Below are 24,739 nucleotides of genomic sequence, written 5' to 3'. Positions count from 1 at the left end.
GTTCGGCCATGAAAGTGCGGCAAACCGGCAACAGGCTTGGCGAATCGTGCGTGACCATGGTCCCGGCGATGGTTGCGATCGCGTGGTCTCGGCCACCGTAAGGACCCGGGCAAAGGTCCCTGCGCGGCGCGCGTAACTTCGCGGTGTCCTACAGGTCCTGTTTCATGCCATGCAGGCGCTCGTGGAATGCGTCCCAAACAGTCCCGCCGTCATGTGCCGTCATGCCCCTCGCGGGGCCTCTCGCGGAGGTGAAAGGGACCGGTCCGGTTGTTTCTCCCTGGATAGTGTAAACCGTGTAAACCTCCTCGGCGGCGAAACTGCGCAAAAAGCCCGCGTCCGGCTTGTTTCGGCGTCGCGAACGCTTATGAAGTTTTCACGGTTATGAATTGAGAGAGGCGTGTCCCCGATGGCGAAGATCAAGACCACTCATGTCGGAAGCCTGCCGCGCGGCGACGAACTGACGCCGTTGCTCCTGGCCCGCGACAAGGGCGAACCCTATGACGCCGCCGAGTTCGACCGCGTCGTTTCCGCCGCCGTCGACCAAGCGGTGAAGGACCAGGTTGCAGCGGGGGTCTCGGTCGTGTCCGATGGCGAACTCGGCAAGGTCGGTTACTCGACCTACATGATCGAGCGCCTGTCCGGCTTCGGCGGCCACATCGATCGCAAGCCCGCGGCCGACCTCGCCGAAGTGCCGAACCTGGCGAAGAAGCTGTCGGCGATCATGGGCAGCCAGGAATTCGTCCGCGCCTCGTGCATCGGGCCGGTGCGCAAGGTCACCCTCCAGCCGCTGCACGACGATATCCGCCGCTTCAAGGCCGCGCTGGCGAACCACGCCGCGCCCGATACCGAGGCGTTCATGAACGCGGCGTCGCCGGGTCTCATCACCGCCTTCCAGGTCAACCGCCACTACCCGAGCCACGAGGCCTACCTCGCAGACCTCGCCGATGCGATGCGCGAGGAGTACGAGACGATCGTGAACGAGGGCTTCTACCTCCAGCTCGATTGCCCCGACCTCGCGATGAGCCGCCACACCGGCTATCAGGACCTCTCGGAAGAGGATTTCCTCAAGGTCGCGGCCGCCAACGTCGAGGCGCTGAACGCCGCCACCGCGAACATCCCGCCGGAACGGATGCGGATGCACATCTGCTGGGGCAACTACGAAGGCCCGCACGACCACGACATCCCGCTCGAGCGCGTCGTCGACATCATCATCAAGGCGCGGCCGGCGACGATCCTGTTCGAAGCCGCCAATCCGCGCCACGAGCACGAATGGAAGGTGTGGAAGGACGCGAAGCTGCCCGACCACAAGATCCTCGCTCCGGGCCTGATCGACACCTGCTCCAACTACATCGAGCATCCCGAACTGATCGCCCAGCGCATCGAGCGCTTCGCCAATTTCGTCGGCGCGGACCGCGTCGTTGCCAGCACCGACTGCGGCTTCGGCACCTTCGCGGGCTATGGCAAGCTCGATCCCATCGTCACGTGGCGCAAGCTCCGGTCGCTGCGGGAAGGCGCGGATATCGCCGCGAGCCGCCTGTGAGGCCGGAAGACCGCCGCGCCGCCGAGCATGATTGCGCCCGCCTGATCGCGCTCTACGCCAACCTCAACGACGAGGCGCGCTGGGACGAGGTTGCGGCCCTTTATGCGGAAGACGGCGTCATGTATCGCCCGACCGCGCCGGATGTCGGCGTGGAAGGGCGCGAGGCGATCCTCGCCGCGTTCAAGGCGCGCCCGCCGCGCACCACGCGGCACGTCTGCTCGAACGTGGTCATCGACGTCGAAGGCCCCGCTACGGCGCGGGGCACCAGCGCGATGCTGCTGTTCACCAGCGAGGGCGCGCCGCTCGTGGGCTCGTTCCACGACCGTTTCTGCCTGACCCCGGATGGCTGGCGTTTTGCCGAGCGGCGCGGAAGCCTGATCTTCAAGTGAACGCCTCAGCCGCCTCCAACCCGGTCAAGTCCGCGATGCGCACGCTCGACGTGATCGAGTACGTTGTCGCGAACCGGCAGGGCGCCGTGGCGCAGGAGATCGCGGGTGCGCTGGCCATTCCGGTCAGCAGCCTGTCCTACCTGCTCGCCACGCTGACCGAGCGGGGATACCTGACCCGCGAAGGGCGGCGCTATCTTCCGGGGCCGGGGCTCCAGCGCCTGCGCGCGCCCGAGGCGGCCCTGACGCTGGAGGACCGCGTGGCGCCGCTGGTGCGGGCGCTGCGCAGCGAGTTGAACGAAACCTCCTCGTTCATGGTCCGCCGTGGCTGGGAAGTCGAGGCGCTGGTCACCGAGGCGAGCGACCACGCGCTGCGCTATGCGGTCGATCCTGGGACGCGCCGTCCGCTTCATGCGCTGGCTGCGGGCAAGCTCATGCTGGCATGGATGCCGCCGCAGGAACTGGCGCGCTACTTTGCGGAGACGGACCGCGCGGTGCTGACGCCCAATACGCGAACCTCGGAGCGCGACCTTCGCGCCGATTTCGCCCGGATCATGGCGCGCGGCATCAGCATCGCCCGCGAGGAGGCGACCGTCGGCATCTGCGGAATGGCGGCGCCGGTCTGGCTGGACGGGCAACTGGCCGGCGCGCTTAGCGTCGCCGTGCCGGCGGTTCGCTTCGGTCCGGACATCGAAGCGCGCATTCTCGTTCTGTTGCAGCGCACCGCCGCCGCCATCCAGGGAGGTCAACCATGAAGCGACGCACATTTCTCGGCCTCCTTCCCGCGGCGGCGGGCGCCTGCGTGCTGCCGGCCCATGCCTTTGCGGCGAGCGACCAGCACCGTTGCCGCGTGATCGTCGACAACGACCTGTCCGGCGATCCTGACGGGCTGGTGCAACTGGCACAGCACCTGCGCTCGCCTTCGGTCGATATCCGCGCGATCATCGGCTCGCACCTCCACGCCGACGAAGCGTGGTCCAAGTCGGAGCATCAGGCGACGGACGGCGCCAACCGGGCGCGTGAGCTGCTGGGCGTCATGGGCCTGTCGGGCAAGGTGCCGGTGATTGCGGGTTCGGAAAGGGCGATGCCCTCGATGCAGGTCTCGGCGCGCACCGCCGCAACCGATGCTATCATCGCCGAGGCGATGCGCGACGACCCGCTGCCCCTGTTTTATTGCGCGGGCGCGGGTCTCACGGACCTTGCCATGGCATGGCTGATCGAGCCGCGCATCGGCAAGCGGTTGACGCTGGTCTGGATCGGTGGGCCCGAGTATCCGGGTCTTGGTCTGCCGGTGCCTGGCGCCACGCCGGGCGAATACAACATCACCATCGACGTGCTGGCGGCGCAGGTGATCTTCAACCGGTCCGACATTCCGATCTGGCAGGTGCCGCGCAATACCTATCGCCGGATGCTGATGTCGATGGCGGAACTCGAGCAGATGAAGGCGCAGGGCGGCACGGGCGCCTGGCTGGTGGAACAGATCGAGGGCGTTTCGCAAGCGGCGGCCGGTGCAGGGCTCAAGGTCGGCGAAACCTATGCCCTTGGCGACAGCCCGCTGGTGACGCTCACCGCGCTGCAATCCGCTTTCGAAGCGGACCCGTCGTCAAGCGACTATGTGATGGTTCCCGCGCCGACGGTCATGGCCGATGGCACCTGCAAGCGGAACCCGAAGGGGCGCCCGATCCGGGTCTATACCACGATCGACACTCGCCTGACCTTCGGCGACATGATGGCCAAGCTCGGGAAACAAGGGCTCAGGAAATAGGGGCCGGATCGCTCCGGCCCCACCCGTTTACTTCTTCATGCCTTCGGTGATGCGCTGGGTTTCGGCGCGGGTGGATTCCGGGCCGGTGTTGCGCTTGTAGATGCCGCCCTGGCCTGCCGCGCGATTGAACAGGTCGGGATCGCCTTCGCGCTGTTCCAGGCCGAACAGCGGGAACAGCCCGGGGTGACGGCCCAGGCCGCCGTAGAGGTCGAGGCAGCGCTCGATCCAGTCGCGCAATGGATCGTCATTGGCGAGCACCGGCGTCTTGCACACCGAGGCGGTGAACAGGATGCCGCCCATGATGCGGTAGTCGGCGTAGTTGGGCGAGGAGCCGCCGAGCCACTGGTGCTGGGCAAGCGCGGCGCGCAGCGGTTCGAGCGCGGCGGAGATCTTCGGCAGGCGCTCTTCGCGTCCGGCCTGGACTTCTTCGAGCTTGCGGCCGAGCATCTTCTCGCGGCTGTGGGTGACGTATTCGTGATCCTGCGGCAGCGAGAGATCGCGGTAGTCCTGGCAGAAGCAGAACATCCACGGTCCGACGGCAGCATTCCAGAACCAGTTGTCGAGCGCCTTGAGCGTCGCCGCGACGCTTTCGTGCGGGATCAGGACAGGGCGGTCCGGATACTTGGCATCGAGGTATTCGACGATGCCCCAGCTATCGAGAACGAACTCGCCGTCGTCGACGATCGCGGGAAGGCGCTCGGTCTTGCCGCCGGTGCGTTCGAGAATTCCGGTGAACCCGCCTGGCACGACGTCGAGGTCGAAGCCCTTGTGCTTCAACGCATATTTCGTCGCCCAGACGAACGGGCTGATCGTCGCGCCGGTCGAAAGGGCAAGGTCGTAGAAAGTGATCGTGTTGTTGGCGGCCATGGGAATCCTCTCTCGTCGTTGCGAGCAGTCTGCCAGATATTGTTAGTAACACAAACGAAATTTGTGACTCAATTGCCGTCACCCTGAACTTGTTTCAGGGTCCATCCGTCCCCTCACTCGGCTGTCTGCGTTGAGACATGGATCCTGAAACAAGTTCAGGGTGACGAGGCATTAGGAGCGCAGGAAGTGCTACAACGCAAAGAGCGCCGGGCCCGTCGGGATGGGCCGGCGCTCTCGCTGTCAGGTTCGCACCTGTAGCCTTACTTCTTGGTGCGCCAGCCCTCGGCGTAGCTGTCGCGCGCCACTTCCGAGTAGGGGACGGCGGCGACGGTGGCCTTGATCTCGGTCTGGACGTGGGGTTCGACGGTGGGCTTGGTGGTGCCGCCGTTCGGTTCGCCCCAGAGCAGGCTGACTTGCGTGCCCGGTTCGACGTAACCCGGCTCCATCATGGCCAGCGTGAGGAACTTGCCCTCGTTGGCGGTGTAGCCGATCCAGGTGGAGAGGCCGACCATCTTGCCATCGGCAAGCACCTGGTCGAACGGGTGCATCGAATAGACCGCGCTCGGGTATTCCATGAACTTGGCGCGATCGCCCTTGCTGAGCGCCGAGGACTGGACGCGCATCACGTCTTCGTTGTCGAGCGCGAGCGTGACCTTGGTGCGGTGCTTGCCTTCGGCCGCCATCTTCTCGAGCGCGGCGCGACCGATGAAGTCATGGTCGAACTTGACGAAGGGGCCGTAACCCAGATCCCACGGCGTGGTGTAGTAGCCCTCGATGGTTTCGGGCACATAGCTGCCGCCAACCGAGCACTTGGCTTCATAGGAATTGGCCGAGAGCCATTCGCGGTAGGGGCGCAGCGCCTCGCCGGTGTAGATCGCCGGGAAGGGCGAGGGGATCCAGCCCGATTCCAGCGTGTTCGACGAATAGGCGCGGCCGCCGACGAGGGCCATCTGGAACCCCTTGCCGGCCTCGACCAGCGCGGCATGGACAGCGCCGTAGTCTTCCCACGGACCCATCAGCTCGAAGCCCGGCTGGCCGGCCATGCCGTGGCGCAGCGCGCGCACTTCCTTGCCGCCGATGGTCATGCGGGTCATGTGGAAGAACTTGAGATCCGGAGCGGTCTTGCCGGTGGCCTTCTCGATGATCTTCATCGCGTTCGGGCCCTGGATCTGGAAGCGGTAGGAATTGCGCTTGCCATCGGTGCGCATGGCCCAACGCTCGTCACGTTCGACGGTGACGTTCCAGTTGCCGCTGGCGGCGTGATATTCGACCCATTCGATCGTCGGCGCGCGACCGACGAGGTTGAAATGGTTCTCGTCGAGATAGAACAGGATCACGTCGCCGATGACATAGCCGTCGGGCGTGACGGGGACGAACTGCTTGGCGCGATCCGGCTGGAAGTTCTTGAACGAGTTGATGCCGAGGTGTTCGAGCATCTTGAACGCATCCGGACCCTTAACCGCCAGATCGACCATGTGGTACGACTGGTTGTAGAGCACTGCGGAGTGCGCCCAGGCCCACTGTTCGTTGCGCCAGTTCGAGTATTCCGCCGGAACGCCGGGATAGACGTTGGGGCCGACCTGCTGGTTGCGGACGAAGTTCACGAGATCACCAGCGTTCTGGATGACCTGCTCTAGGGTCTGGGACATTTCTCAAGCTCTCCCGATGCGATTTCGCGGATGTGGATTCGCTTTGCCCTATTTTCGCGTGCTTGAAAAGTTCGGAATGATGAATTGGGCGAAAAAATGTATGTGAGACGTACAAATTTCCGCTCACCTTCACGCCCGTTCGTGCCGGGTGAAGGCGAGACGCCATCTGGGGGCTGGCGCAAACGAAAAGGGCCGACCCTTGCGGGCCGGCCCTTTTCCGTGTCGGTTGAAGCCGATCAGCCTTCGACGTGTTCGGCGAGAACCGTCAGGCCCTTGGCGCTGACTTCCGCGAAGCCGCCCTGGACCTGGATCTCTTCAGGGGCAGCCCCTGCCGACCTGTAAACCTTGATCGCTCCGTCCTTGACCGTCGACATGAACGGCGCGTGGCCTTCCAGCACGCCGAATTCGCCATCGGTGCCGGGAACGACGACCATGTGGACCTCTTCCGAGCGGACGAGGCGGGCCGGGGTCACGAGTTCGAAGTGGAGAGACATGATCAAACTCCCCTCCGCTTGCCGGAGGTCTGAAATCTCCCCTCCCACGGGTGGGAGGGGCTGGGGGAGGGCTTTCCATTTCCAGGGGAGGGTGCCCAACAGGCCCTCCCCCTGACCCCTCCCGCAAGCGGGAGGGGAGAGAGAAGCATCAGGCTTCGGCAGCCAGCTTCTTGGCCTTCTCGACCGCTTCGTCGATGCCGCCGACCATGTAGAACGCGGCTTCCGGAAGGTGGTCGTACTCGCCGTCGACAACCGCCTTGAACGAGCGGACGGTGTCTTCGACCTGGACGAACTTGCCGGGGATGCCGGTGAACACTTCGGCGACGTGGAACGGCTGCGACAGGAAGCGCTGGATCTTGCGGGCGCGGGCGACGGTGAGCTTATCTTCTTCAGAAAGCTCGTCCATGCCGAGGATCGCGATGATGTCCTGCAGCGACTTGTACTTCTGCAGCGTTTCCTGAACGCGGCGGGCGGTCTCGTAGTGCTCCTGTCCGACGACGGCGGGGGTGAGAACGCGCGAGGTCGAGTCGAGCGGGTCGACCGCCGGGTAGATGCCGAGTTCCGAGATTGCGCGGTTCAGCGTGGTCGTTGCGTCCAAGTGGGCGAACGAGGTGGCCGGCGCCGGGTCGGTAAGGTCGTCCGCGGGGACGTAGATCGCCTGCACCGAGGTGATCGAGCCCTTGGTGGTCGAGGTGATGCGTTCCTGCAGCTGGCCCATGTCGGTGGCCAGCGTCGGCTGGTAGCCCACCGCCGAAGGAATACGGCCGAGCAGAGCCGACACTTCCGAACCCGCCTGGGTGAAGCGGAAGATGTTGTCGACGAAGAACAGAACGTCCTGGCCTTCCTGGTCGCGGAAGTATTCTGCCATGGTCAGGCCCGAGAGCGCGACGCGAGCACGGGCGCCCGGCGGTTCGTTCATCTGGCCGAACACGAGGGCGACCTTCGAGCCGTCCGGGGTCGGGTTGCCGTCGGCGTCCTTGGCGATAACGCCGGCGTCGAGGAACTCGTGATAGAGGTCGTTGCCTTCACGGGTGCGTTCGCCGACGCCCGCGAAGACCGACACGCCGCCGTGGCCCTTGGCGATGTTGTTGATCAGCTCCTGGATGAGCACGGTCTTGCCCACGCCGGCGCCGCCGAACAGGCCGATCTTGCCGCCGCGCGCATAGGGAGCGAGAAGGTCGATGACCTTGATGCCGGTCACGAGGATCGCGGCTTCGGTCGACTGCTCGATGAATTCCGGAGCCTTGGCGTGAATCGGGGCGGTCTGTTCCGCGCCGACCGGGCCACGCTCGTCGATCGGCTCGCCGATGACGTTCATGATGCGGCCGAGGGTCTTGGGGCCGACCGGCACCGAGATCTGCGCGCCGGTGTTGGTCACCGGCTGGCCGCGGGTCAGGCCGTCGGTCGAGTCCATCGCGATGGTGCGAACGGTGTTCTCGCCGAGGTGCTGTGCGACTTCGAGAACGAGGCGGTTGCCGTTGTTGTCGGTTTCGAGCGCCGAGAGAATCGCGGGCAGTTCGCCGTCGAAGGTCACGTCGACGACGGCGCCGATGACCTGGCTGATCTTGCCGGTAGAGGAGAGCACGGTGGCCATGGTTGTTTCCTTGCCTTCTATCTCTGTCGTCAGAGCGCTTCAGCGCCCCAAGTTCTTGATGTTGCTACAGTGCTTCAGCACCAGCAATGATTTCGATGAGTTCGGTGGTGATCGCGGCCTGGCGGCTGCGGTTGTACTGGATGGTGAGCTTGTTGATCAGCTCGCCCGCATTGCGCGTCGCGTTGTCCATCGCGGTCATCGACGCACCCTGTTCCGAAGCTTCGCGCTCGAGCAGGGCACCGAAGATCTGCGTGGTGACGTAGCGCGGCAGCAGTTCCTCGAGGATTTCCTCCTCGCCCGGCTCGTATTCGACCACTGCGTCGATTGCGACCGTGTTGGTCGGGGCAGGGACGGGGATGATCTGCGTGGTCACCGGCAACTGGGTCAGCGCGTTCTTGAATTCCGGCGCGACCAGATGGGCGACGTCGAACTTGCCGGCCTCGAACAGGGCCAGAAGCTCCTGCGCGATGGCGGCGGCCTCGTCGAAACCGGGGGTGCGAACGAGGCTGGTGTCGTATCCGGCGGCGATGCCGTTCGGATAGTCACGACGGATCGGCGCGCGACCCTTCTTGCCGACGAGATAGAACGTCACGGTCTTGCCAGCCGCTTCAAGCGCACGTGCCTGCAGCTTGGCTTCCTTGATGATGTTCGAGTTCAGACCGCCGCACAGGCCCTTGTCCGTGTTGACCACGACGAGGAGGTGGCGCTGGTTCGAACCGGTGCCGCGCATCAGCAGCGGACCGTTGTCCTGGCCAGCGACCTTGGCAGCGAGGCTGCCCATGACTTCCGCGAGGCGGCTGGCATAGGGACGTGCGGCTTCGGCAGCCGCCTGCGCCTTGCGCAGCTTTGCCGCTGCGACCATCTGCTTGGCCTTGGTGATCTTCTGGGTCGACTTGACCGAGTTGATCCGGCCCTTGAGTTCTTTAAGACTAGCCATTCGTACGAAACCTCAAACGCCAATCCAAAACTGCTTCCAAAGCCTTCGCTCGGTTGCTCGCACGAATTTGCGCAAGTCCTTGGTCAATTGCTGTGGGCGACATCTTCTTTGCATACTTCAGCCAGCTTTCGCGGACTTTATCTGCCCATTGTTCACATTTGGCCTCAGCAACCGTAGCGATGACGTCCGCTGTCTCTGATGTTTCAGCGTAGATGCCTGCTTCAGCTACCACACACTTTGTCCAGACTTCTTGAAAAAGTGAGAATGGCACCGCCGAACCTGAAGTGCTCGCGGCTAGCACAGACATAGACGCGAGCATCAGCATTATGCGAACTGCTTGGCGAAAGCGTCGAGAGCCGCGACCAGCTTGCCCTTGGCTTCGTCGCCAAGGTCCTTGGTGTCGCGGATCAGGCCGAGCAGGTCGGCATGCTGCGAGCGCAGGAAGCTGAGCAGTTCGGCTTCGTATTCGGTGACGCGGTTCACCGGAACGGCATCCAGGTAGCCCTGGGTGCCGGCGAAGATCACGCAGGTCTGCTCTTCGAAGCCGAGCGGCGAGAACTGGGGCTGCTTGAGCAGTTCAGTCAGGCGCGCACCGCGGTTGAGGAGCTTCTGGGTCGAGGCGTCGAGGTCCGAACCGAACTGCGCGAAGGCCGCCATTTCGCGGTACTGCGCGAGTTCCAGCTTGATTGAGCCGGCAACCTTCTTCATCGCCTTGGTCTGGGCCGAGGAGCCGACGCGCGACACCGACAGACCGACGTTGATGGCCGGACGGATGCCTTGATAGAACAGGCCGGTTTCAAGGAAGATCTGGCCGTCGGTGATCGAGATCACGTTGGTCGGGATGTAGGCCGACACGTCGCCCGCCTGGGTTTCGATGATCGGCAGAGCGGTGAGCGAGCCAGCGCCGTTTTCGTCGTTCATCTTCGCGGCGCGCTCGAGCAGGCGGCTGTGGAGATAGAACACGTCACCGGGGTAGGCTTCGCGGCCCGGAGGACGGCGGAGCAGCAGCGACATCTGACGGTAGGCGACGGCCTGCTTGGAAAGGTCGTCGTACACGATCACGGCGTGCATGCCGTTGTCGCGGAAGAATTCACCCATGGTCGCACCGGTGTAGGGCGCGAGGTACTGGAGCGGAGCCGGTTCCGAAGCGGTCGCGGCCACGACGATGGAGTATTCCATCGCGCCGTTCTCTTCGAGCTGGCGGACGATCTGCGCGACGGTCGAGCGCTTCTGGCCGACGGCGACGTAGATGCAGTAGAGCTTCTTGCCTTCGTCGGTGCCGGCGTTGACGGCCTTCTGGTTGATGAAGGTGTCGATCGCGACGGCGGTTTTGCCGGTCTGACGGTCACCGATGATCAGCTCGCGCTGGCCACGGCCGACGGGGACGAGGGCGTCGATCGCCTTGAGGCCGGTCTGCACGGGTTCGTGCACCGACTTGCGCGGGATGATGCCGGGAGCCTTGACTTCGACGCGCTGGCGGGTGGCGTCGACAATCGGGCCCTTGCCGTCGATCGGGTTGCCGAGCGCGTCGACCACGCGGCCGAGCAGGCCCTTGCCGACGGGAACGTCGACGATGGTGCCGGTGCGCTTGACGACGTCGCCTTCCTTGATCTCGGAGTCCGAGCCGAAGATCACGACGCCGACGTTGTCGGCTTCGAGGTTCAGGGCCATGCCCTTCACACCGTTCGAGAATTCGACCATTTCACCGGCCTGGACCTTGTCGAGGCCGTGGATGCGGGCGATGCCGTCACCGACCGAGAGAACCGACCCGACTTCCGAGACCTGGGCCTCGGTGCCGAAGCTGGCGATCTGGTCCTTGATGACCTTCGAGATTTCAGCGGCGCGGATTTCCATTTTCAGTCCTTCCTGGAACCTTTTGGCCTGGAACCTTGCGGTCCGTCAGGCCTTCATCGCCTGGGCGAGGGAATTGAGACGGGTGCGGATCGAGCTGTCGATCATCTGGCTGCCGATTTTCACGACGAGGCCACCGAGGATTTCGGGATCGACACTGGTCTTGAGCTTGATCGACTTGCCGGTACGGGCCTTCAGCTTTTCGGTGAGGGCGGCAACCTGGGCATCGTCGAGCGCATGGGCGCTGGTCACTTCGGCGCTGACTTCGCCACGCTGGGCGGCGGCGATCTGGCCGAAGGCGCGGATCACGTCGGGGAGGGCCGAAAGGCGGCGGTTGGCGGCGAGGACGCCGACGAACTTCTTCGTAAGCTCACCAAGGCCAAGCAGGCCCGCAACCGCATCCATCGCGCGGCCGGCTTCGTCGCGGCCAAGCTGGGGGTTGTTGATGAGGCCCTTCAGGTCGGCCGATTCGCGCAGCGCGGCGTCGAGCTTCTCGAGATCGCCTTCCACGGCCGAAACGAAGCCCTGATCATTCGCCAGATCGAACAATGCCGAGGCGTAGCGCCCTGACAGGCTGGCCGTAATGCCGCTGGAAATCTCCACGCGCCGAAGTTCCTTCATCCAAGGATAAGCCGAAGCGGACCAAGTCCGTGTGGTGAACACCCGGTGGCCCGCAGACGGGGCGCGCCTAGCAACGTCGGGCCGTTATGACAAGATGCGACTTGCGGAGATGTGCATAGGTATGACCGGGAATTCGCCCACGGCGCCGGATCAGGGCGCCGGCTGGCAGTTGTAGCGCATCCGTTCGTTGGGCTCGGGCGGGAGCAGGGCCTTGATAGCCTGCTGACTATCCCCGAATTTCCGCGCCGCATCCTCGCCCGCACCGCAGGCAGGGGCGTTGAGGCGGGCGCGTTCGGCGCGCGCCTTGGTCATTGCGTCGAGCCCGACGAGGAATCGCTCGACCGTGTAGGTGTGGCTGTCTGGATCGTAGGAGTTGACCGAAACCGTCTCTTCGCCGTTGGGCACGAGGATTCGCGACCAGCCGTCGCGTGCCAGGCCGTACTGGGTCTTGCCGTTGACGCAGCCGTCGCCGCTCCATTCGAAGGGGACGTCGGTGATGTCTGAGACGGTGACCCGGCTGCGTTCCGGATCGAGGACGCAGACCATGCGGGTGCTGCCTGCCTCGGCCATGCCTGACGCCGAGCCTGCGGGGCTGCTGGCGTCAGCCGCGGGCACAAGCTCGCGGGCGCGCTGGTCGATGCTGGCGAGCGAGGGGCGGAGGAACCAGGTCACGACCGCTGCCAGCAGCAGTGCGCCTGCGCCAAACACGTGCTTGCGCTGGAACCGCCCGCGATGGCGCGAGGCCTGGACCATGCCCCATCCGCCCGCGCCGAGCGCCGCGACGAGAAGCAGCGCGGCAAGCGCCATGCCGTTGTCGCGTTCGGAGAGAATCGCCAGTTCCGCGTCGCGGCGCGCCTTGTCCATCGCGCGTTGCTTCGCGTCGGCCTGGGCTGCGGTCTGAGCGGCAAGACGGGCCTGTTCGCCGGCCGCGCGCTCTGCCTCGGCGCGATCGAGATCGGCGATGGAGCGGCAGGGAAGGCCGCTGGTGTGCGCATCCACGTTGGCGCGGCGCAGGAAGGCCGAAAGTTCGCGCATCGAGATGGCGAAGTAGAAGGCCGAATCGGTGCTGTTGTCGCTGACCGTGCCGAACGAGTTGACCCCGATCACCCGCCCGCAGGAATCGAGCAGCGGGCCGCCAGAGTTGCCCGAGCCGAGCGGAGCGGTGTGGAGCAACGTGTCGAACGAGCGCGAGGAGCGCCCGCCGGACAGATAGCCGCGCGTCTTGACGGCTGCCTGGGGGGTGACAAGATCGGCCATCGAGAGCCCCTGCGCGAGGTCGACGTTGCCGGGATAGCCGACCGCATAGACTTCCGATCCATCGCCCGGCGCGCCGGGGAACAGGGTGATCGGGGTGATCGATCCGCCACCTTCGATCCTGAGCAGCGCGAGGTCGTTGCCCGGCGAGTAGGCCACCAGCTTTGCCGGGAAGCCGTTGCGTCCCTCGGCGGGGACGACGCCAGCGATCAGGGTGTCGTCGCGGCGCAGTTCCTCGACCACGTGCGCGTTGGTGACGATGAGATTGGGCGTGACGGCAAAGCCGGTGCCGTGGGTGATGAGGTTGGCGCGGTCGCCGTCGCTTTCGATGATGACGACGCGAACGACCGAGCGGCTTGCCGCCGAAATGTCTGCCGGATCGGCAAGAGCCGCCGGTGCCGCAAGCGCGGCGAACAGCAGGGTGAGGAACGCAGTAATCTGTTTGGCGACACGCATGCCTGCGCTTCTTGCGCTGTTTTGCTTTGACCGCAAGGTGCGGGACGTCCCGCGCGAAGCCCGATGGCATCAAGTCTCCACAACAAGGAGACGACCAGATGGCCTATCGTATCGAAGGACTGCCGTATCAGGCGTTCGCGGGGCTCTTCGACCTTTCGGACGAGGATCTCGAAAACCGGGGAATGAAGCGCGTGGTCGCGACCAGCGACCGGGGCTTTCCGTGCCGGGTTTCGCTGGCGGACGCGAAGGCGGGCGATGAACTGATCCTGCTGAACCACATCAGCCATGACGTGGCGACGCCCTATCGCAGCGCCTATGCGATCTACGTGAGCAAGCGGGCCGAGATGGCGGTGCACGTGGACCGTGAACCGCCGGTCTTCGCCGGACGTCCGCTGGGCCTGCGCGGGTTCGGGACGGACGGGATGCTCAAGGATGCGCGGCTGGCGATGCCGGGCGAGGCGGACGGGAAGATCCGCGATCTGCTTGCCGATCCGCGCATTGCCACTATCCATGCTCACAACGCCGCGCATGGCTGCTTCGTCGCGCGGATCGATCGAGACGACACGGGAGACGCAGCGTGATTGCCGAGGACGAGGCATGGACTGCCGTTCTGGCACGCGACCGCGCCTTCGACGGGCGCTTCGTCACCGGCGTGCTGAGCACGGGAATCTACTGCCGGCCTTCGTGTTCCGCCCGCCATCCGCGTCGCGAGAACGTGCGGTTCTTTGCCGACGGAGAGGCCGCGCGCGCGGCGGGGCTGCGTCCGTGCCTGCGGTGCTCGCCCGACGAGGTATCGCGCGACGAACGCGCCGTGCTCATGGCGATCGAGGCGATCAAGGCGGCGGGGCAGACGCTGGCGCTTGCCGACCTTGCCGAGCAGTGCGGTTATTCACCGACGCATTTCCAGCGGGTCTTCGCCCGCGCCACCGGGCTTTCGCCCGCCGCCTACGCCCGGGCCTTGCAGAAGGAACGCATGGCCGAGGTGCTGACAGGAGCGGAGCGTGTGACCGACGCCGTATATGACGCGGGCTTTTCCGGCCCGTCGCGGTTCTATTCGGCGGCCGGGGACAGGCTGGGCATGAGCCCTTCGGCCTGGCGCGACGGTGGGCGAGGGGTGACGATCCGCTGGGCCGTGGTGGCGACTTCGCTGGGGCCGATGCTGGTGGCGGCGACCGACAAGGGCGTTTGCCGGCTGTCCTTCAACGAGGACAGCGAGGCTTTGCGCCGCCGGTTCCCGAATGCCGACCTGGCCGAGGGCGGGGAGGCATTCGAGCGGCTTGTCGGCGATGTCGTTGCCGCCGTCGAGGCGCCGGGCGACCATTCGCACATCCCCCTGGACGTGAAGGGGACGGCCTTTCAGGAAGCGGTGTGGCAGGCCCTGCGGCGCATCCCTCCCGGCGAGACGCGGTCCTATGCCGAGATCGCGGCGGAAGTGGGCAAGCCGGGCGCGGTGCGCGCGGCGGGATCGGCCAATGGCGCGAACAACGTGGCGGTGCTGATCCCGTGCCATCGCGTGATCCGTTCCGACGGGTCGCTGGGCGGCTATGCCTATGGGCTTGAGATCAAGCGGCGGTTGCTGGACAAGGAACGCGACGCGAAGGGGGAATGACGATGGACGAGGCGCAGACCAGCAAGCCCGGAACGCTGCGGCGGATCTTCGACTTTCCCGCAACCCCGATGGTGATCGAGTTCCTGGCGGTGGGGCTCTTCGCTTCGCTGGCATCGGCGCTGCTGGTGAAGGTTCTCCCGCGCGAGGGCTTCGTCGATTTTCTTGGCGGCCTCGCGCTGGCGGTGCTGGTGACGGCGCTTTACCTTGCCTGCCGGCGCTGGATCGAGCGGCGGCCCAATGACGAACTGCCCTTGCCGCGTCTCGCCCGCGAACTGCCGCTGGGGCTGCTGATCGGGGCGGGGCTGTTCACCTTGATGACCGGCATCGTGGCGGTGCTCGGCGGCATTTCGATCGAGCGGGTGAACGGCGTTGGCGCGCTCTGGCCGATGCTGGCGATGGCGGTGACTTCCGGCACAGTCGAGGAGATCCTGTTTCGCGGCATCCTCCTTCGTCATATCGAGGCCATGCTGGGCACATGGACGGCGCTGTTCGTCACGTCGGCGCTGTTCGGGCTGGCACACCTTGCCAATCCCGATTCGAGCCTTTTTGCAGCCTTCGCCATCGCGATGGAGGCGGGCATTCTGCTGGGCGCGGCCTATCTGTGGACGCGGCGGCTGTGGGTGCCGATGGGCATCCATGCCGCATGGAACTTCACGCAAGGCTGGGTCTTCAGCGTGCCGGTTTCGGGCGGCGAGGTGCCGACCGGGCTGTTCGTCACCACGCGGAGCGGGCCGGACTGGCTGACGGGTGGCGGCTTCGGGCTGGAGGCGAGCGTGATCGCGATGGCGGTCGCGACGGGCGCGGGACTGCTCCTGTTGGTGCGGGTGGTGCGACAGGGCGGGATCAGGCCGCCGATGTGGGTAAAGCGCTAGCGCGCCCATCCGGGCTTTGCGGGATCGAGCGTCCGGAGGAAGGCCTCGGCGCTGAGGAGATATTCCGCGCGCTTTTCGTCGCTCATTCGCCGCCAGGTGGCGTAAGGTTGGGCGAGGCGGTGGTAGCCTGCAAGCTTCTTCTCGTTGCGGGCGAGGAAGTGCCAGTAGAGCGCGTTGAACGGGCAGGCGCCTTCGCCGGTCTTCCGCTTCACATCGAACGCGCATTTGCCGCAGTAGTCGCCCATCCTGTCGATGTAGGCCCCGCTCGCGGCGTAGGGCTTGGAGGCGAGGCGGCCCTTGTCGGCATGGAGCACCATCCCCGCGACGTTGGGCAGTTCGACCCATTCGAAGGCGTCGGCATAGACGACGAGATACCAGTCCGCGACGTCCTGCGGCCTGAGGCCTGCCAGTAGCGCGAAGTTGCCCAGCACCATCAGGCGCTGGATGTGGTGGGCATAGGCATTGTCGCGCGTGGTCCGCACGCAATCGGCGAGGCAGCGCATCGGCGTATCGCCGGTCCAGTAGAAGTCGGGCAGGGGTCGGTGCGCGTCCAGGCCGTTGGCATCCGCGAGTGCTGGCATCTCGAGCCAGTACATGCCGCGCACGTATTCGCGCCAGCCGATGATCTGGCGGGTGAAGCCTTCCACCGCCTCGAGCGGCGCGCGGCCCTCGCGCCATTCGGTCTCTGCGCGGCGGCAGAGGTCGAGCGGGTCTAACAGGCCGATGTTGATGGCAGGCGAGAGGACTGCGTGGAACAGGAAGTCCTGGCCCGCGACCATCGCGTCCTGATATTTGCCGAAGCGGGGAAGACGGTCGGCGAGGAACGCATCGCGCGCGGCTTCGGCCTCGGTGCGGGTGACGGGCCAGCCGAAGTTTTCGAGCGACCCGAAATGTCTGGCAAAGCGCGTCGAGACGAGATCGAGGACTTCACCGGTGATGCTGTCAGGCGTGAAGCGGGGCGGGGCGGGAGGCTTGAGGCCGGCTTCCGGTCCGCCGCGATTCTCGGCGTCGAAGTTCCAGCGGCCGCCGGCGGGCTTGTCGCCGTCCATCAGCAGGCCGGTCTTCCGCCGCATCTCGCGGTAGAACCACTCCATGCGCAGTTCCTTGCGACCGGCGGCCCATTCGTAGAAGTCGGGGAGGGGGCAGACGAAACGGGTGTCGGGGAGTATGCGCACGCGGACGGGAAGGTCGGTGCGCCAGTGCTCCATCGCCTGCCTGACGCGCCATTCGCCGGGCTCGGTGGCCTGCACCCCGCGCGCGCCGTGGCGCTCCACCGCGCGGGCTACCTCGCCAGTGAAGGTGCCGGTGTTGGCGGGATCGTCGAGCCGTACGTAATCGACCGTCCACCCGGCCCCGCGCAGTTCCTCGGCGAAGTGGCGCATGGCCGAGAGGATCATAGCGATCTTGGCCTTGTGGTGGCGGACGTAGGTCGTCTCCTCCGTCACTTCCATCATCAGGATCACGGTGTCGTCGGGGCTGCGGTCGGCAAGGCTCGAGATGTGGGGTGAAAGCTGGTCGCCGAGGATGGGGACGATGACGGGGGTGGAGGGAGCGGGGGCGGACATTGTCCGGAAATGGCCGACCGGGCGGCTGGTGCAACCTGCCCCTTGGGGTCAGACGAAGCTGTAGGGATCTATGTCCACCGCCACGCGCACGCCCGGCGGGAAGCGCAGGGGATCGAGCCATTCGCGGATCACGCGCTGGAGTTCGGTGGAGCGGCGGGCGTTTATCAGCAGGCGGTAGCGGTAGCGGCCCCGCAGGAGCGAGAGCGGGGCGGGCGCGGGGCCGAGGATGAGGACGTCGTCGAGGCGCGGGGCCGAGCCGCCGATGCCGCGCGCCGCATCGCGCGCTTCCGCCTCGTCCTCGCTCGACACGATGATCGCGGCCCAGCGGCCGAAGGGCGGCGCGCCGGCATCGCGGCGGGCCTCTGCCTCGGCCTCGTAGAAGGCGTCGCGGTCGCCGCTGGCGAGAGCCTCGATCACGGGGGCTTCGGGGTGGCGGGTCTGGATCAGGACTTCGCCCGGCTTTTCGCCGCGACCGGCGCGGCCCGCGACCTGGGCGACCTGCTGGTAGGTGCGCTCCGCCGCGCGCAGGTCTCCGCCCTCGAGCCCCATGTCGGCATCGATCACGCCGACGAGGGTGAGTTCGGGGAAGTGATAGCCCTTGGTCACGAGCTGCGTGCCGACGATCACGTCGATGGCCTTGTTGCTGGCCATCTCGACGAATTCGGCGGCCTTGGCGGGGCTGGTCAGGGTGTCCGAGGTGACCAGCGCGACGCGGGCGTGGGGCAGGATCTCGGCCACTTCGTCGGCAATGCGCTCTACCCCTGGGCCGCAGGCGACGAGGCAGTCGGGTTCGTGGCATTCGGGGCAGGCGTCGGGCGGCGGGACCTCGTGACCGCAGTGGTGGCAGGCAAGGCGGCGCGAGAGGCGGTGCTCGACCAGCCAGGCCGAGCAGTTCGGGCACTGGAAGCGGTAGCCGCAGGTGCGGCACAAGGTGAGCGGGGCATAGCCGCGGCGGTTGAGGAAGAGCAGCGATTGCTCGCCCTTTTCGAGACGGTCCTTCAGGGCCCTGACCAGCGGCGGCGCGATCCAGTGGCCGCGTTCGGGCTGTTCCACGCGCAGGTCGACGACCTGGATGTGGGGCATGGTCGCGCCGCCGAACCGGGCGGGCAGGACCACCCGTTCGTAGCGCCCCGCCTCGGCCATCTGGAGGCTTTCGAGAGCTGGGGTGGCGCTGGCGAGGATGACCGGGATCTTCTCGAAGTGGGCGCGCATGACGGCCACGTCGCGGGCGTTGTAGCGCACGCCGTCGTCCTGCTTGAACGAGATTTCGTGGGCTTCGTCGACCACGATGAGGCCAAGATCGGCGAACGGCAGGAACAGGGCGCTGCGTGCGCCGACGACGACCTGTGCGGCACCTGACGACACCGAGCGCCACGCGCGGCGCCGCTCGGACGACTTCAGCGAGGAATGCCAGGTGACGGGCGGCACTCCGAAACGGGCCTCGAAGCGTTTGAGGAAGGTTTCGGTCAGCGCGATCTCGGGAAGCAGCACGAGAACCTGTCGCCCGGCTTCGAGCGCGGCGGCGACGCCTTCGAAATAGGTCTCGGTCTTGCCCGACCCGGTGACGCCATCGAGCAGGAAGGGGTGAAATTCGCGCGCGCGCACCGATGCCACGAACCTGGCGGCGACTTCGGCCTGCTGCTCCGAGAGGTCGGGCGCGGCGAAGTGGGGATCGGCCGCAGGATAGGGGCGGTCCGAATCGACGACGACCGGTTCGAGCAGTCCGGCATTGACCATGCCGCGCAGAACGGCGTCGGAAACGCCGGCGATTTCGGACAGTTCGCGGATGGTCGCCTGCTGGTCCTGCAGGAGATCGAGCGCGATCAGGCGCTGCGGCGTGAGGCGGCCCGGCTCCTTGCCGGTCAGGCGGTATTCGGTGACGGTGCTGCCGCCCTGGAGCGCCGCGTTGCTCGACAAGGCCATTCGCGCGACCGCCGCGAGGGGGGCAAGGTAATAGTCCGCGGTCCATTCGATCAGGCGGCGCAAGGGAGCGGGCAGGGGTGGAACCGGCAGGACCTTGAGCAGGGGGCGCAACCGGCCTTCCGGAACCTCGGTCGCGGGCAGCCGGTCGGCATCCCAGACCACGCCGATGATCTGGCGCGGGCCGAGCGGCGCAATGACCACGCTGCCGGGCTCGACCGTCATCCCGGCGGGGACCCGGTAATCGAGCGGGCCGAGGGCGGCGTTGAAAATTAAACAGCGGACGCGGGTCGAATTTCCGTCTAGGAAGAGCGCGGGTGCATCACTCATGAAGCTTCAGCCCAAGCTGTCGCTTCCGAACTTCCAAGAGAAGCTCTGATGGATGCGCTTGAAATCAATGCCTTGTCTTCCCCGATTCAGCGTCGCTCCCTTTTCGGTCTCATGGCAGCGGCGATTCTTCCCTCACTAGCCGCTTGTGCGTCATACGGCCATTCCACAGAAGCCGAAGGCGTGCGCCGCCTCCTCGTGCTTGCATGCAATCGCGCCTTCGCGCGGATGCGCGGCGACAAGGCCGGATGGAGCCACGCGGCCTTTCGCCTGAAGGCACCACAAGCCCTGCACGACGCCGTGGAACAGGCTCGCGTCGGCGTGGGATCGCAGCCGGGAGGGTTGGACCAGATCGTCAGCAGCCTGACCGCAGAGGTGGCGCTGCCCCGGTTGGAGGAAGTCCTTCGCGAGGCGCTGCGCGCGATCGGCATTCCCGATCCGCAGGCCATAGTTGCCGCAGGCGACCGCGCGGGGACGATCTGGCTGCGCAAGTCGCTCGGCTCGGCGTTTGCGCTGCTGCTGCCCGGCCTGGTGGCAGAGGCTTTCGAACAGGATCGCGGCATCGTCGTGCAGGAGGCGCGACGCATGCTCGACCCTGCGGCGAGCAAATCGCTCGCCGCCGATCTCGCGGTGCAGGCCGAGAGCGCCGTCTGGGCGGCCATCGCCACCGAGGAAGCGGCCATTCGCGCCGACGTTCGCGGGACGGGTGACCGCGTGATCATGGCCTTGTTCGGGTTGATGTGACCACCTGCGATCGCGGAACCGGGAGTAGCTGCCGCCGTTGCAGTGCTGTCGGGCAGTCGTGCGCAGTTAAGGTTGGGCCGTCTATCGCGCGTTCAACCTGGCTGAAGGAGAAAATACGTGTCGCAGCTTTCCCACTTCATCGGTCGGCGCACCCTGCTTGGCGGGATGGCCTCTGTGGCGGTGCTTTCCGTCGCGGGATGTTCGACCTATCCGTCGTTCTCGCTGGAAGAAGCGGTGCGGCGGCTGCTTTTCCTGTCGACCGACCGGGCATTCGCGCGCCTGCTCGCTCCCGGCGGGTTCTGGGACGACCAGATGACGCGGCTGGCGCTGCCCGAAGTTATCGGCAGCCGGGGTGGCGTGTTGCAGCGCATCCTGACCGGCCCGCTGTTCAAGGACCGGTTGCAGCGCGCGTTCAACGACATGGCCTATGACGCGGCGGAACGTGCCGCACCCGCCGTTACCGATGCCGTGCGCACGATCGGCGTGCGCAACGCGCTGGCGCTGCTGCGCGGCAGCGATCCGATGGCGGCGACATCGTTCCTGCACCAGGAAATGGGGTCGAGCCTGGTCGAGATCATGGTGCCCGAGTTCGGCGATGCCCTGCGCGTGAGCCAGGAGCCGCTGGTGGGGCAGGTGCTGGCCGCCCTGACCGGGGTGGACGTGGGCAACATCGCCAATTCGCTGGCCTATGAAGCCGACAATGCGATCTTCCGGGCCATCGGCCGCGAGGAAGCGGCGATTCGGGCGGATCCGCGGTCGACGAACGATCCGGTGCTGATGGCGGCGTTCGGGTTGAAGTAGGCGGCGGATCGGGGGCGGGGTTGCGCAAGCAAGTCCGTTCGGGCTGCAAGTAGCGGACTGACATCGGCGGCGGCCTTCCCTATAGGCGGACGGGAATCATTCTCCCCACCTGGAAGGCCAGACCCATGAAGTTCTTCGTCGACACCGCCGACACCGCCGAAATCGCGGACCTCGCCGCCACCGGTCTGCTCGATGGCGTGACGACCAATCCGACCCTGATCGCCAAGGCCGGCAAGGACTTCATCGAAGTCACCAAGGAGATTTGCGGGCTGGTGGACGGGCCGGTTTCGGCCGAAGTCGTCGCGCTGGACCACGAGGGCATGATGCGCGAGGCCGAAGTGCTGCGCAAGATCGCAGACAACGTCTGCATCAAGGTGCCGCTGACCGTCGACGGCCTCAAGACCTGCAAGGCGCTGACCGGCGAGGGCACGATGGTCAACGTGACGCTGTGTTTCTCGGCCAACCAGGCGCTGCTCGCCGCCAAGGCCGGCGCCACGTTCATTTCGCCGTTCGTTGGCCGCCATGACGACAACGGCTTCGACGGCATGGACCTGATCCGCGACATCCGCCTGATCTACGACAATTATGCATTCGAGACGCAGATCCTGGTGGCCTCGATCCGTCACGGCGTGCACGTGCTTGAAAGCGCGCGCATCGGCGCCGATGTGATCACGGCACCGCCGGCGGTCATCAAGGGCCTGTTCAAGCATGTCCTTACGGACAAGGGCATCGAAGGCTTCCTTGCCGACTGGGCAAAGACCGGCCAGAAGATCGTCTGATGTAGTGCATGGCCGAGGGAGGCCTCCGCTTTCGCGGGGGCCCGGCTCTCCGGCCCGAATCCTGAAGGCTGGCATTGGCTGACGAATCCCCCCTCGACCGCTTCCGTTCGGTTCTGACCGGCACCGCGCGCGCCATTTCGCACGACCCCGAAGTGGAGGTCGCGTGGACGGCCGATGCGCCGGTTCAGTCGGGCAGTTCGATGCGCGTGCCCATGCCCGGCCGGGCTCTGCCCGCAGAGCAGGTGGCCGAGGCGCGAGGGCACGCGGATTCGATGGCGCTGCGGCTGCGCCATCACAATGCGGCGCTGCACGGACGCAATGCCCCGAGCGAGGCGCTGGCCCGCGCGTGCTACGATGCGGTCGAGCAGGTGCGCTACGAAGCGTTGGGCTCGAATGCCTATGCCGGAATGCGCGGAAACCTCGATGCGGCGGTCTCGATGCGCATGGCGTCCGATCCGATCAGCCGCGCCGCCAAGCCCGAGGACGTGCCTCTGCCGACCGCGCTGGCGCTGCTTCTGCGCGAGAAGCTGACGGGGCAGGTGGCCCCTGCCTCGACCCAGACCGGCATGGCGATGGTCCGTAGCTGGATCGAGAGCAAGGTCGGCAACGACTTCGAGGGACTGGCGCTCTCGCTCGACGACCAGCGGGCGTTCCAGCAGCTTGCGCTGGACATGCTCCAGCATCTCGATCTTACCCAGTCCGCGTCCGATCAGGACGAAGATACCGAGGAAGACGAGGGCGAACAGCAGGAGGACGAGGGCGAGGAAGAGCCCAGCACGTCCGACGACCAGGAGCAGCAGCCTTCGGAAGTCGCCGGCGATACCAGCGAGGGCGACGAGGACTCCGAAAGCGAGCAGGAAGTCGAGCAGAACGACGATGCTGCCGATGCGGACATGGCCGACGAGGGCGAGGAAGGCATGCTGCCCACGCGCCCGAACCGCCCGTGGACCGACCTGCCCGAGAACTTCGACTACAAGGCCTTCACCGTCCAGTTCGACGAGGTCGTATCGGCAACCGACCTGTGCGACGAGGAAGAGCTGACGCGGCTGCGGGCCTATCTCGACATGCAGCTCAAGGGCTTGCAGGGCGTGGTTACGCGGCTGGCGAACCGGTTGCAGCGCCGCCTGATGGCCCAGCAGAACCGTTCGTGGGACTTTGACCAGGAAGAGGGGCTGCTCGATGCCGCTCGTCTGGCGCGCGTCGTGATCTCGCCCGGGCATTCGCTGTCCTACAAGGTCGAGCGTGACGTCGAGTTCAAGGACACGATCGTCACCCTGCTGATCGACAATTCGGGGTCGATGCGCGGCCGCCCGATCTCGATCGCGGCGATCAGCGCCGACATCCTGGCGCGCACGCTGGAACGGTGCGGGGTCAAGACCGAGATTCTCGGCTTCACCACCCGCGCGTGGAAGGGCGGGCAGAGCCGCGAGGCGTGGCTGGCCGGTGGAAAGCCTGCGCAGCCCGGGCGCCTCAACGACCTGCGCCACATCGTCTACAAGAAGGCGGACGAGCCGTGGCGCCGCGCGCGCAAGAACCTCGGGCTGATGATGCGCGAGGGGCTGCTCAAGGAAAACATCGACGGCGAGGCGCTGCTCTGGGCGCACACCCGCCTGCTCGCCCGGCCCGAGGATCGCCGCATCCTGATGGTCATTTCCGATGGCGCGCCGGTCGACGACTCCACCCTGTCGGTGAACAACGCGGGTTACCTCGAGCAGCACTTGCGCAAGGTCATCGACTGGATCGAGAAGCAATCGCCGGTCCAGCTCGTCGCCATCGGCATCGGTCACGACGTAACGCGGTACTATCGCCGCGCGGTGACGATCATGGACGCAGAACAGCTTGGCGGCACGATCATCGAGCAGCTTGCGGACCTGTTCGAGGACGAATAGGCGCGGCTTGACGGCCCGTTCTTAACCGGGCAGTTAAACCGGCATGAGCCAGATGTCCGTCAGCGAAGCCGTTGTTTCCCGCCGCTCGATCCGCCGCTTCAAGCCGGAGCCGGTCTCGCGCGAGGTTCTCGAACGCGTGCTGGACAAGGCGCAGCGGGCTCCGTCCGGAGGCAACGTGCAGCCGTGGAACGCGCGGGTCGTTGCCGGAGCGTCGCTTGCCCGGCTGGTGGCGACCGTGGCCGAGGTGATCCCGCAGGGCCGCGCCGCGCACGCGCCGGAATACGCGATCTACCCGCCCGAGCTGGACGGCGTCTACGAGGCGCGGCGGTTCGGCGTGGGAGAGGCGATGTATGCCGCTCTCGGGATCGGGCGCGAGGACAAGCGCGGGCGGCTGACGCAATTCATGGACAACTTTCGCGGTTTCGGCGCGCCGGTGCTGATGCTGGTCCATACGCCGCGCTACATGGGACCGCCGCAGTGGTCGGACATCGGCATGTGGTTGCAGACCGTGATGCTGCTGCTGCGCGAGGAAGGCCTCGATTCCTGTCCGCAGGAGGCCTGGGCCGTCTATCAGAAGCAGGTCCGCGAATGCGTGGCGATTCCGGACGACCATGTGTTCTTCTGCGGTCTCGCCATCGGACATCGCGACCCGGAGGCGGCGGTCAACCAATTCGACGTTCCCCGCGCGCCTTTGTCGGAAGTTGTTGCTTTCGAAGGCTTCTGACGTCGATTTGATACAAGACAGGCGCCGCCGGGTGGCGTATCGGCATTGGCAGTGGCGCGCCAAAGCGCCTATGATGTGCGCAACAGCACAAGAAT

General features: G+C 66.1%; 23 protein-coding genes. 12 read left to right on the top strand and 11 right to left on the bottom strand.

Annotated elements, in window-relative coordinates:
- Nucleotides 1-406: 406 nt before the first annotated feature.
- Genes SARO_RS12120 through SARO_RS12105 form a run of 4 tightly spaced genes read left to right on the top strand, consistent with a single transcriptional unit; the run spans nucleotide 407 to nucleotide 3,691 of the window.
- Nucleotides 407-1,540 (top strand): cobalamin-independent methionine synthase II family protein, encoded by a 1,134-nt coding sequence (locus SARO_RS12120; protein ID WP_011446051.1) that lies wholly within the window; start codon nucleotides 407-409, stop codon nucleotides 1,538-1,540.
- Nucleotides 1,537-1,929, top strand: coding sequence for a nuclear transport factor 2 family protein (locus SARO_RS12115; RefSeq protein WP_011446050.1), 393 nt, complete (start codon nucleotides 1,537-1,539; stop codon nucleotides 1,927-1,929). The genes SARO_RS12120 and SARO_RS12115 overlap by 4 nt, the downstream gene beginning before the upstream one ends.
- The gene (locus SARO_RS12110; RefSeq protein WP_011446049.1) at nucleotides 1,926-2,681 is read left to right on the top strand and encodes an IclR family transcriptional regulator; all 756 of its coding nucleotides are present in this window, start codon (nucleotides 1,926-1,928) and stop codon (nucleotides 2,679-2,681) included. Before SARO_RS12115 ends, SARO_RS12110 begins: the two co-directional genes overlap by 4 nt.
- The gene (locus tag SARO_RS12105; protein WP_011446048.1) at nucleotides 2,678-3,691 is read left to right on the top strand and encodes a nucleoside hydrolase; all 1,014 of its coding nucleotides are present in this window, start codon (nucleotides 2,678-2,680) and stop codon (nucleotides 3,689-3,691) included. Before SARO_RS12110 ends, SARO_RS12105 begins: the two co-directional genes overlap by 4 nt.
- A gap of 27 nt (nucleotides 3,692-3,718) precedes the next feature.
- On the opposite strand, the gene SARO_RS12100 is transcribed toward SARO_RS12105, so the two are convergent.
- The 9 genes from SARO_RS12100 to SARO_RS12065 form a co-directional block, all read right to left on the bottom strand.
- On the bottom strand, nucleotides 3,719-4,558 hold the full coding sequence (locus SARO_RS12100) for a beta-etherase (RefSeq protein WP_011446047.1): 840 nt from the start codon (nucleotides 4,556-4,558) through the stop codon (nucleotides 3,719-3,721).
- Between the two features lie 260 nt (nucleotides 4,559-4,818).
- Entirely contained in the window at nucleotides 4,819-6,207 is a 1,389-nt protein-coding gene (desA, locus tag SARO_RS12095) for a syringate O-demethylase (protein WP_011446046.1), read from the bottom strand.
- A gap of 236 nt (nucleotides 6,208-6,443) precedes the next feature.
- Entirely contained in the window at nucleotides 6,444-6,701 is a 258-nt protein-coding gene (locus SARO_RS12090) for an ATP synthase F1 subunit epsilon (protein WP_011446045.1), read from the bottom strand.
- A gap of 148 nt (nucleotides 6,702-6,849) precedes the next feature.
- Nucleotides 6,850-8,295, bottom strand: a complete 1,446-nt coding sequence (atpD, locus tag SARO_RS12085) for a F0F1 ATP synthase subunit beta (protein ID WP_011446044.1) — start codon at nucleotides 8,293-8,295, stop codon at nucleotides 6,850-6,852.
- A 64-nt stretch (nucleotides 8,296-8,359) separates the two neighbouring features.
- Nucleotides 8,360-9,232: a F0F1 ATP synthase subunit gamma gene (locus SARO_RS12080; RefSeq protein WP_011446043.1), complete on the bottom strand. Its 873-nt coding sequence runs from the start codon at nucleotides 9,230-9,232 to the stop codon at nucleotides 8,360-8,362.
- Entirely contained in the window at nucleotides 9,225-9,557 is a 333-nt protein-coding gene (locus SARO_RS21060) for a hypothetical protein (protein WP_143004855.1), read from the bottom strand. Before SARO_RS21060 ends, SARO_RS12080 begins: the two co-directional genes overlap by 8 nt.
- Nucleotides 9,557-11,086 carry a F0F1 ATP synthase subunit alpha gene (gene atpA / locus SARO_RS12075; RefSeq protein ID WP_011446042.1) on the bottom strand — a complete coding sequence of 510 codons (1,530 nt, stop codon included), beginning with the start codon at nucleotides 11,084-11,086 and terminating at the stop codon, nucleotides 9,557-9,559. Before atpA ends, SARO_RS21060 begins: the two co-directional genes overlap by 1 nt.
- Before the next feature lie 45 nt (nucleotides 11,087-11,131).
- The gene (locus tag SARO_RS12070; RefSeq protein ID WP_041551112.1) at nucleotides 11,132-11,686 is read right to left on the bottom strand and encodes a F0F1 ATP synthase subunit delta; all 555 of its coding nucleotides are present in this window, start codon (nucleotides 11,684-11,686) and stop codon (nucleotides 11,132-11,134) included.
- Between the two features lie 168 nt (nucleotides 11,687-11,854).
- Nucleotides 11,855-13,414, bottom strand: a complete 1,560-nt coding sequence (locus tag SARO_RS12065) for a S1 family peptidase (RefSeq protein ID WP_083760879.1) — start codon at nucleotides 13,412-13,414, stop codon at nucleotides 11,855-11,857.
- Between the two features lie 98 nt (nucleotides 13,415-13,512).
- Here SARO_RS12065 and SARO_RS12060 point away from each other — a divergent pair, with 98 nt between their 5' ends.
- From SARO_RS12060 to SARO_RS12050, 3 genes are read left to right on the top strand one after another with little or no spacing between them, the layout of a single operon-like run.
- Entirely contained in the window at nucleotides 13,513-13,995 is a 483-nt protein-coding gene (locus tag SARO_RS12060; RefSeq protein ID WP_011446039.1) for a DUF1203 domain-containing protein, read from the top strand.
- Nucleotides 13,992-15,023 (top strand): bifunctional DNA-binding transcriptional regulator/O6-methylguanine-DNA methyltransferase Ada, encoded by a 1,032-nt coding sequence (ada, locus tag SARO_RS12055; protein ID WP_011446038.1) that lies wholly within the window; start codon nucleotides 13,992-13,994, stop codon nucleotides 15,021-15,023. Before SARO_RS12060 ends, ada begins: the two co-directional genes overlap by 4 nt.
- 2 nt (nucleotides 15,024-15,025) lie before the next feature.
- On the top strand, nucleotides 15,026-15,895 hold the full coding sequence (locus SARO_RS12050) for a CPBP family intramembrane glutamic endopeptidase (RefSeq protein WP_011446037.1): 870 nt from the start codon (nucleotides 15,026-15,028) through the stop codon (nucleotides 15,893-15,895).
- Here the strand turns inward: SARO_RS12050 and SARO_RS12045 are convergent.
- Together SARO_RS12045 and SARO_RS12040 are read right to left on the bottom strand one after the other, a co-directional pair.
- Nucleotides 15,892-17,460 (bottom strand): cryptochrome/photolyase family protein, encoded by a 1,569-nt coding sequence (locus SARO_RS12045; protein ID WP_011446036.1) that lies wholly within the window; start codon nucleotides 17,458-17,460, stop codon nucleotides 15,892-15,894. The two genes, SARO_RS12050 and SARO_RS12045, sit on opposite strands and share 4 nt — an antisense overlap.
- Nucleotides 17,461-17,508: 48 nt before the next feature.
- A complete protein-coding gene (locus SARO_RS12040; protein WP_011446035.1) occupies nucleotides 17,509-19,710 on the bottom strand; it encodes a primosomal protein N' in 2,202 nt (733 codons plus the stop codon).
- A 48-nt stretch (nucleotides 19,711-19,758) separates the two neighbouring features.
- Between SARO_RS12040 and SARO_RS12035 the strand changes: the two genes are divergently transcribed.
- The 5 genes from SARO_RS12035 (at nucleotide 19,759) to SARO_RS12015 (ending at nucleotide 24,644) form a co-directional block, all read left to right on the top strand.
- A complete protein-coding gene (locus SARO_RS12035) occupies nucleotides 19,759-20,451 on the top strand; it encodes a DUF4197 family protein (protein WP_011446034.1) in 693 nt (230 codons plus the stop codon).
- Nucleotides 20,452-20,568: 117 nt separating this feature from the next.
- On the top strand, nucleotides 20,569-21,252 hold the full coding sequence (locus SARO_RS12030; RefSeq protein WP_011446033.1) for a DUF4197 domain-containing protein: 684 nt from the start codon (nucleotides 20,569-20,571) through the stop codon (nucleotides 21,250-21,252).
- A gap of 125 nt (nucleotides 21,253-21,377) precedes the next feature.
- Nucleotides 21,378-22,031: a fructose-6-phosphate aldolase gene (gene fsa / locus SARO_RS12025; protein WP_011446032.1), complete on the top strand. Its 654-nt coding sequence runs from the start codon at nucleotides 21,378-21,380 to the stop codon at nucleotides 22,029-22,031.
- 74 nt (nucleotides 22,032-22,105) lie between these two features.
- Nucleotides 22,106-23,920 (top strand): cobaltochelatase subunit CobT, encoded by a 1,815-nt coding sequence (gene cobT, locus SARO_RS12020; RefSeq protein WP_011446031.1) that lies wholly within the window; start codon nucleotides 22,106-22,108, stop codon nucleotides 23,918-23,920.
- A 43-nt stretch (nucleotides 23,921-23,963) separates the two neighbouring features.
- Nucleotides 23,964-24,644, top strand: coding sequence for a nitroreductase (locus tag SARO_RS12015; protein WP_011446030.1), 681 nt, complete (start codon nucleotides 23,964-23,966; stop codon nucleotides 24,642-24,644).
- The last annotated feature ends 95 nt before the right edge of the window (nucleotides 24,645-24,739 follow it).

Source organism: Novosphingobium aromaticivorans DSM 12444 (assembly GCF_000013325.1).
In the GTDB taxonomy this organism is placed as follows: domain Bacteria; phylum Pseudomonadota; class Alphaproteobacteria; order Sphingomonadales; family Sphingomonadaceae; genus Novosphingobium; species Novosphingobium aromaticivorans.
Note: the sequence above shows the minus strand (reverse complement) of the source record. Positions and strands in the feature narration are given on the sequence as shown.

Excerpts from the sequence above, each read along its gene's own strand:
- SARO_RS12035 (WP_011446034.1), top strand. The coding sequence starts at position 19,759 with ATGGATGCGCTTGAAATCAATGCCTTGTCTTCCCCGATTCAGCGTCGC.
- SARO_RS12090 (WP_011446045.1), bottom strand. The coding sequence starts at position 6,701 with ATGTCTCTCCACTTCGAACTCGTGACCCCGGCCCGCCTCGTCCGCTCG.
- SARO_RS12065 (WP_083760879.1), bottom strand. The coding sequence starts at position 13,414 with ATGCGTGTCGCCAAACAGATTACTGCGTTCCTCACCCTGCTGTTCGCC.
- fsa (WP_011446032.1), top strand. The coding sequence starts at position 21,378 with ATGAAGTTCTTCGTCGACACCGCCGACACCGCCGAAATCGCGGACCTC.
- desA (WP_011446046.1), bottom strand. The coding sequence starts at position 6,207 with ATGTCCCAGACCCTAGAGCAGGTCATCCAGAACGCTGGTGATCTCGTG.
- SARO_RS12015 (WP_011446030.1), top strand. The coding sequence starts at position 23,964 with ATGAGCCAGATGTCCGTCAGCGAAGCCGTTGTTTCCCGCCGCTCGATC.
- SARO_RS12080 (WP_011446043.1), bottom strand. The coding sequence starts at position 9,232 with ATGGCTAGTCTTAAAGAACTCAAGGGCCGGATCAACTCGGTCAAGTCG.
- atpD (WP_011446044.1), bottom strand. The coding sequence starts at position 8,295 with ATGGCCACCGTGCTCTCCTCTACCGGCAAGATCAGCCAGGTCATCGGC.
- atpA (WP_011446042.1), bottom strand. The coding sequence starts at position 11,086 with ATGGAAATCCGCGCCGCTGAAATCTCGAAGGTCATCAAGGACCAGATC.
- SARO_RS12100 (WP_011446047.1), bottom strand. The coding sequence starts at position 4,558 with ATGGCCGCCAACAACACGATCACTTTCTACGACCTTGCCCTTTCGACC.
- SARO_RS12060 (WP_011446039.1), top strand. The coding sequence starts at position 13,513 with ATGGCCTATCGTATCGAAGGACTGCCGTATCAGGCGTTCGCGGGGCTC.
- SARO_RS12120 (WP_011446051.1), top strand. The coding sequence starts at position 407 with ATGGCGAAGATCAAGACCACTCATGTCGGAAGCCTGCCGCGCGGCGAC.
- SARO_RS12040 (WP_011446035.1), bottom strand. The coding sequence starts at position 19,710 with ATGAGTGATGCACCCGCGCTCTTCCTAGACGGAAATTCGACCCGCGTC.
- SARO_RS21060 (WP_143004855.1), bottom strand. The coding sequence starts at position 9,557 with ATGCTGATGCTCGCGTCTATGTCTGTGCTAGCCGCGAGCACTTCAGGT.
- SARO_RS12050 (WP_011446037.1), top strand. The coding sequence starts at position 15,026 with ATGGACGAGGCGCAGACCAGCAAGCCCGGAACGCTGCGGCGGATCTTC.
- SARO_RS12045 (WP_011446036.1), bottom strand. The coding sequence starts at position 17,460 with ATGTCCGCCCCCGCTCCCTCCACCCCCGTCATCGTCCCCATCCTCGGC.
- SARO_RS12105 (WP_011446048.1), top strand. The coding sequence starts at position 2,678 with ATGAAGCGACGCACATTTCTCGGCCTCCTTCCCGCGGCGGCGGGCGCC.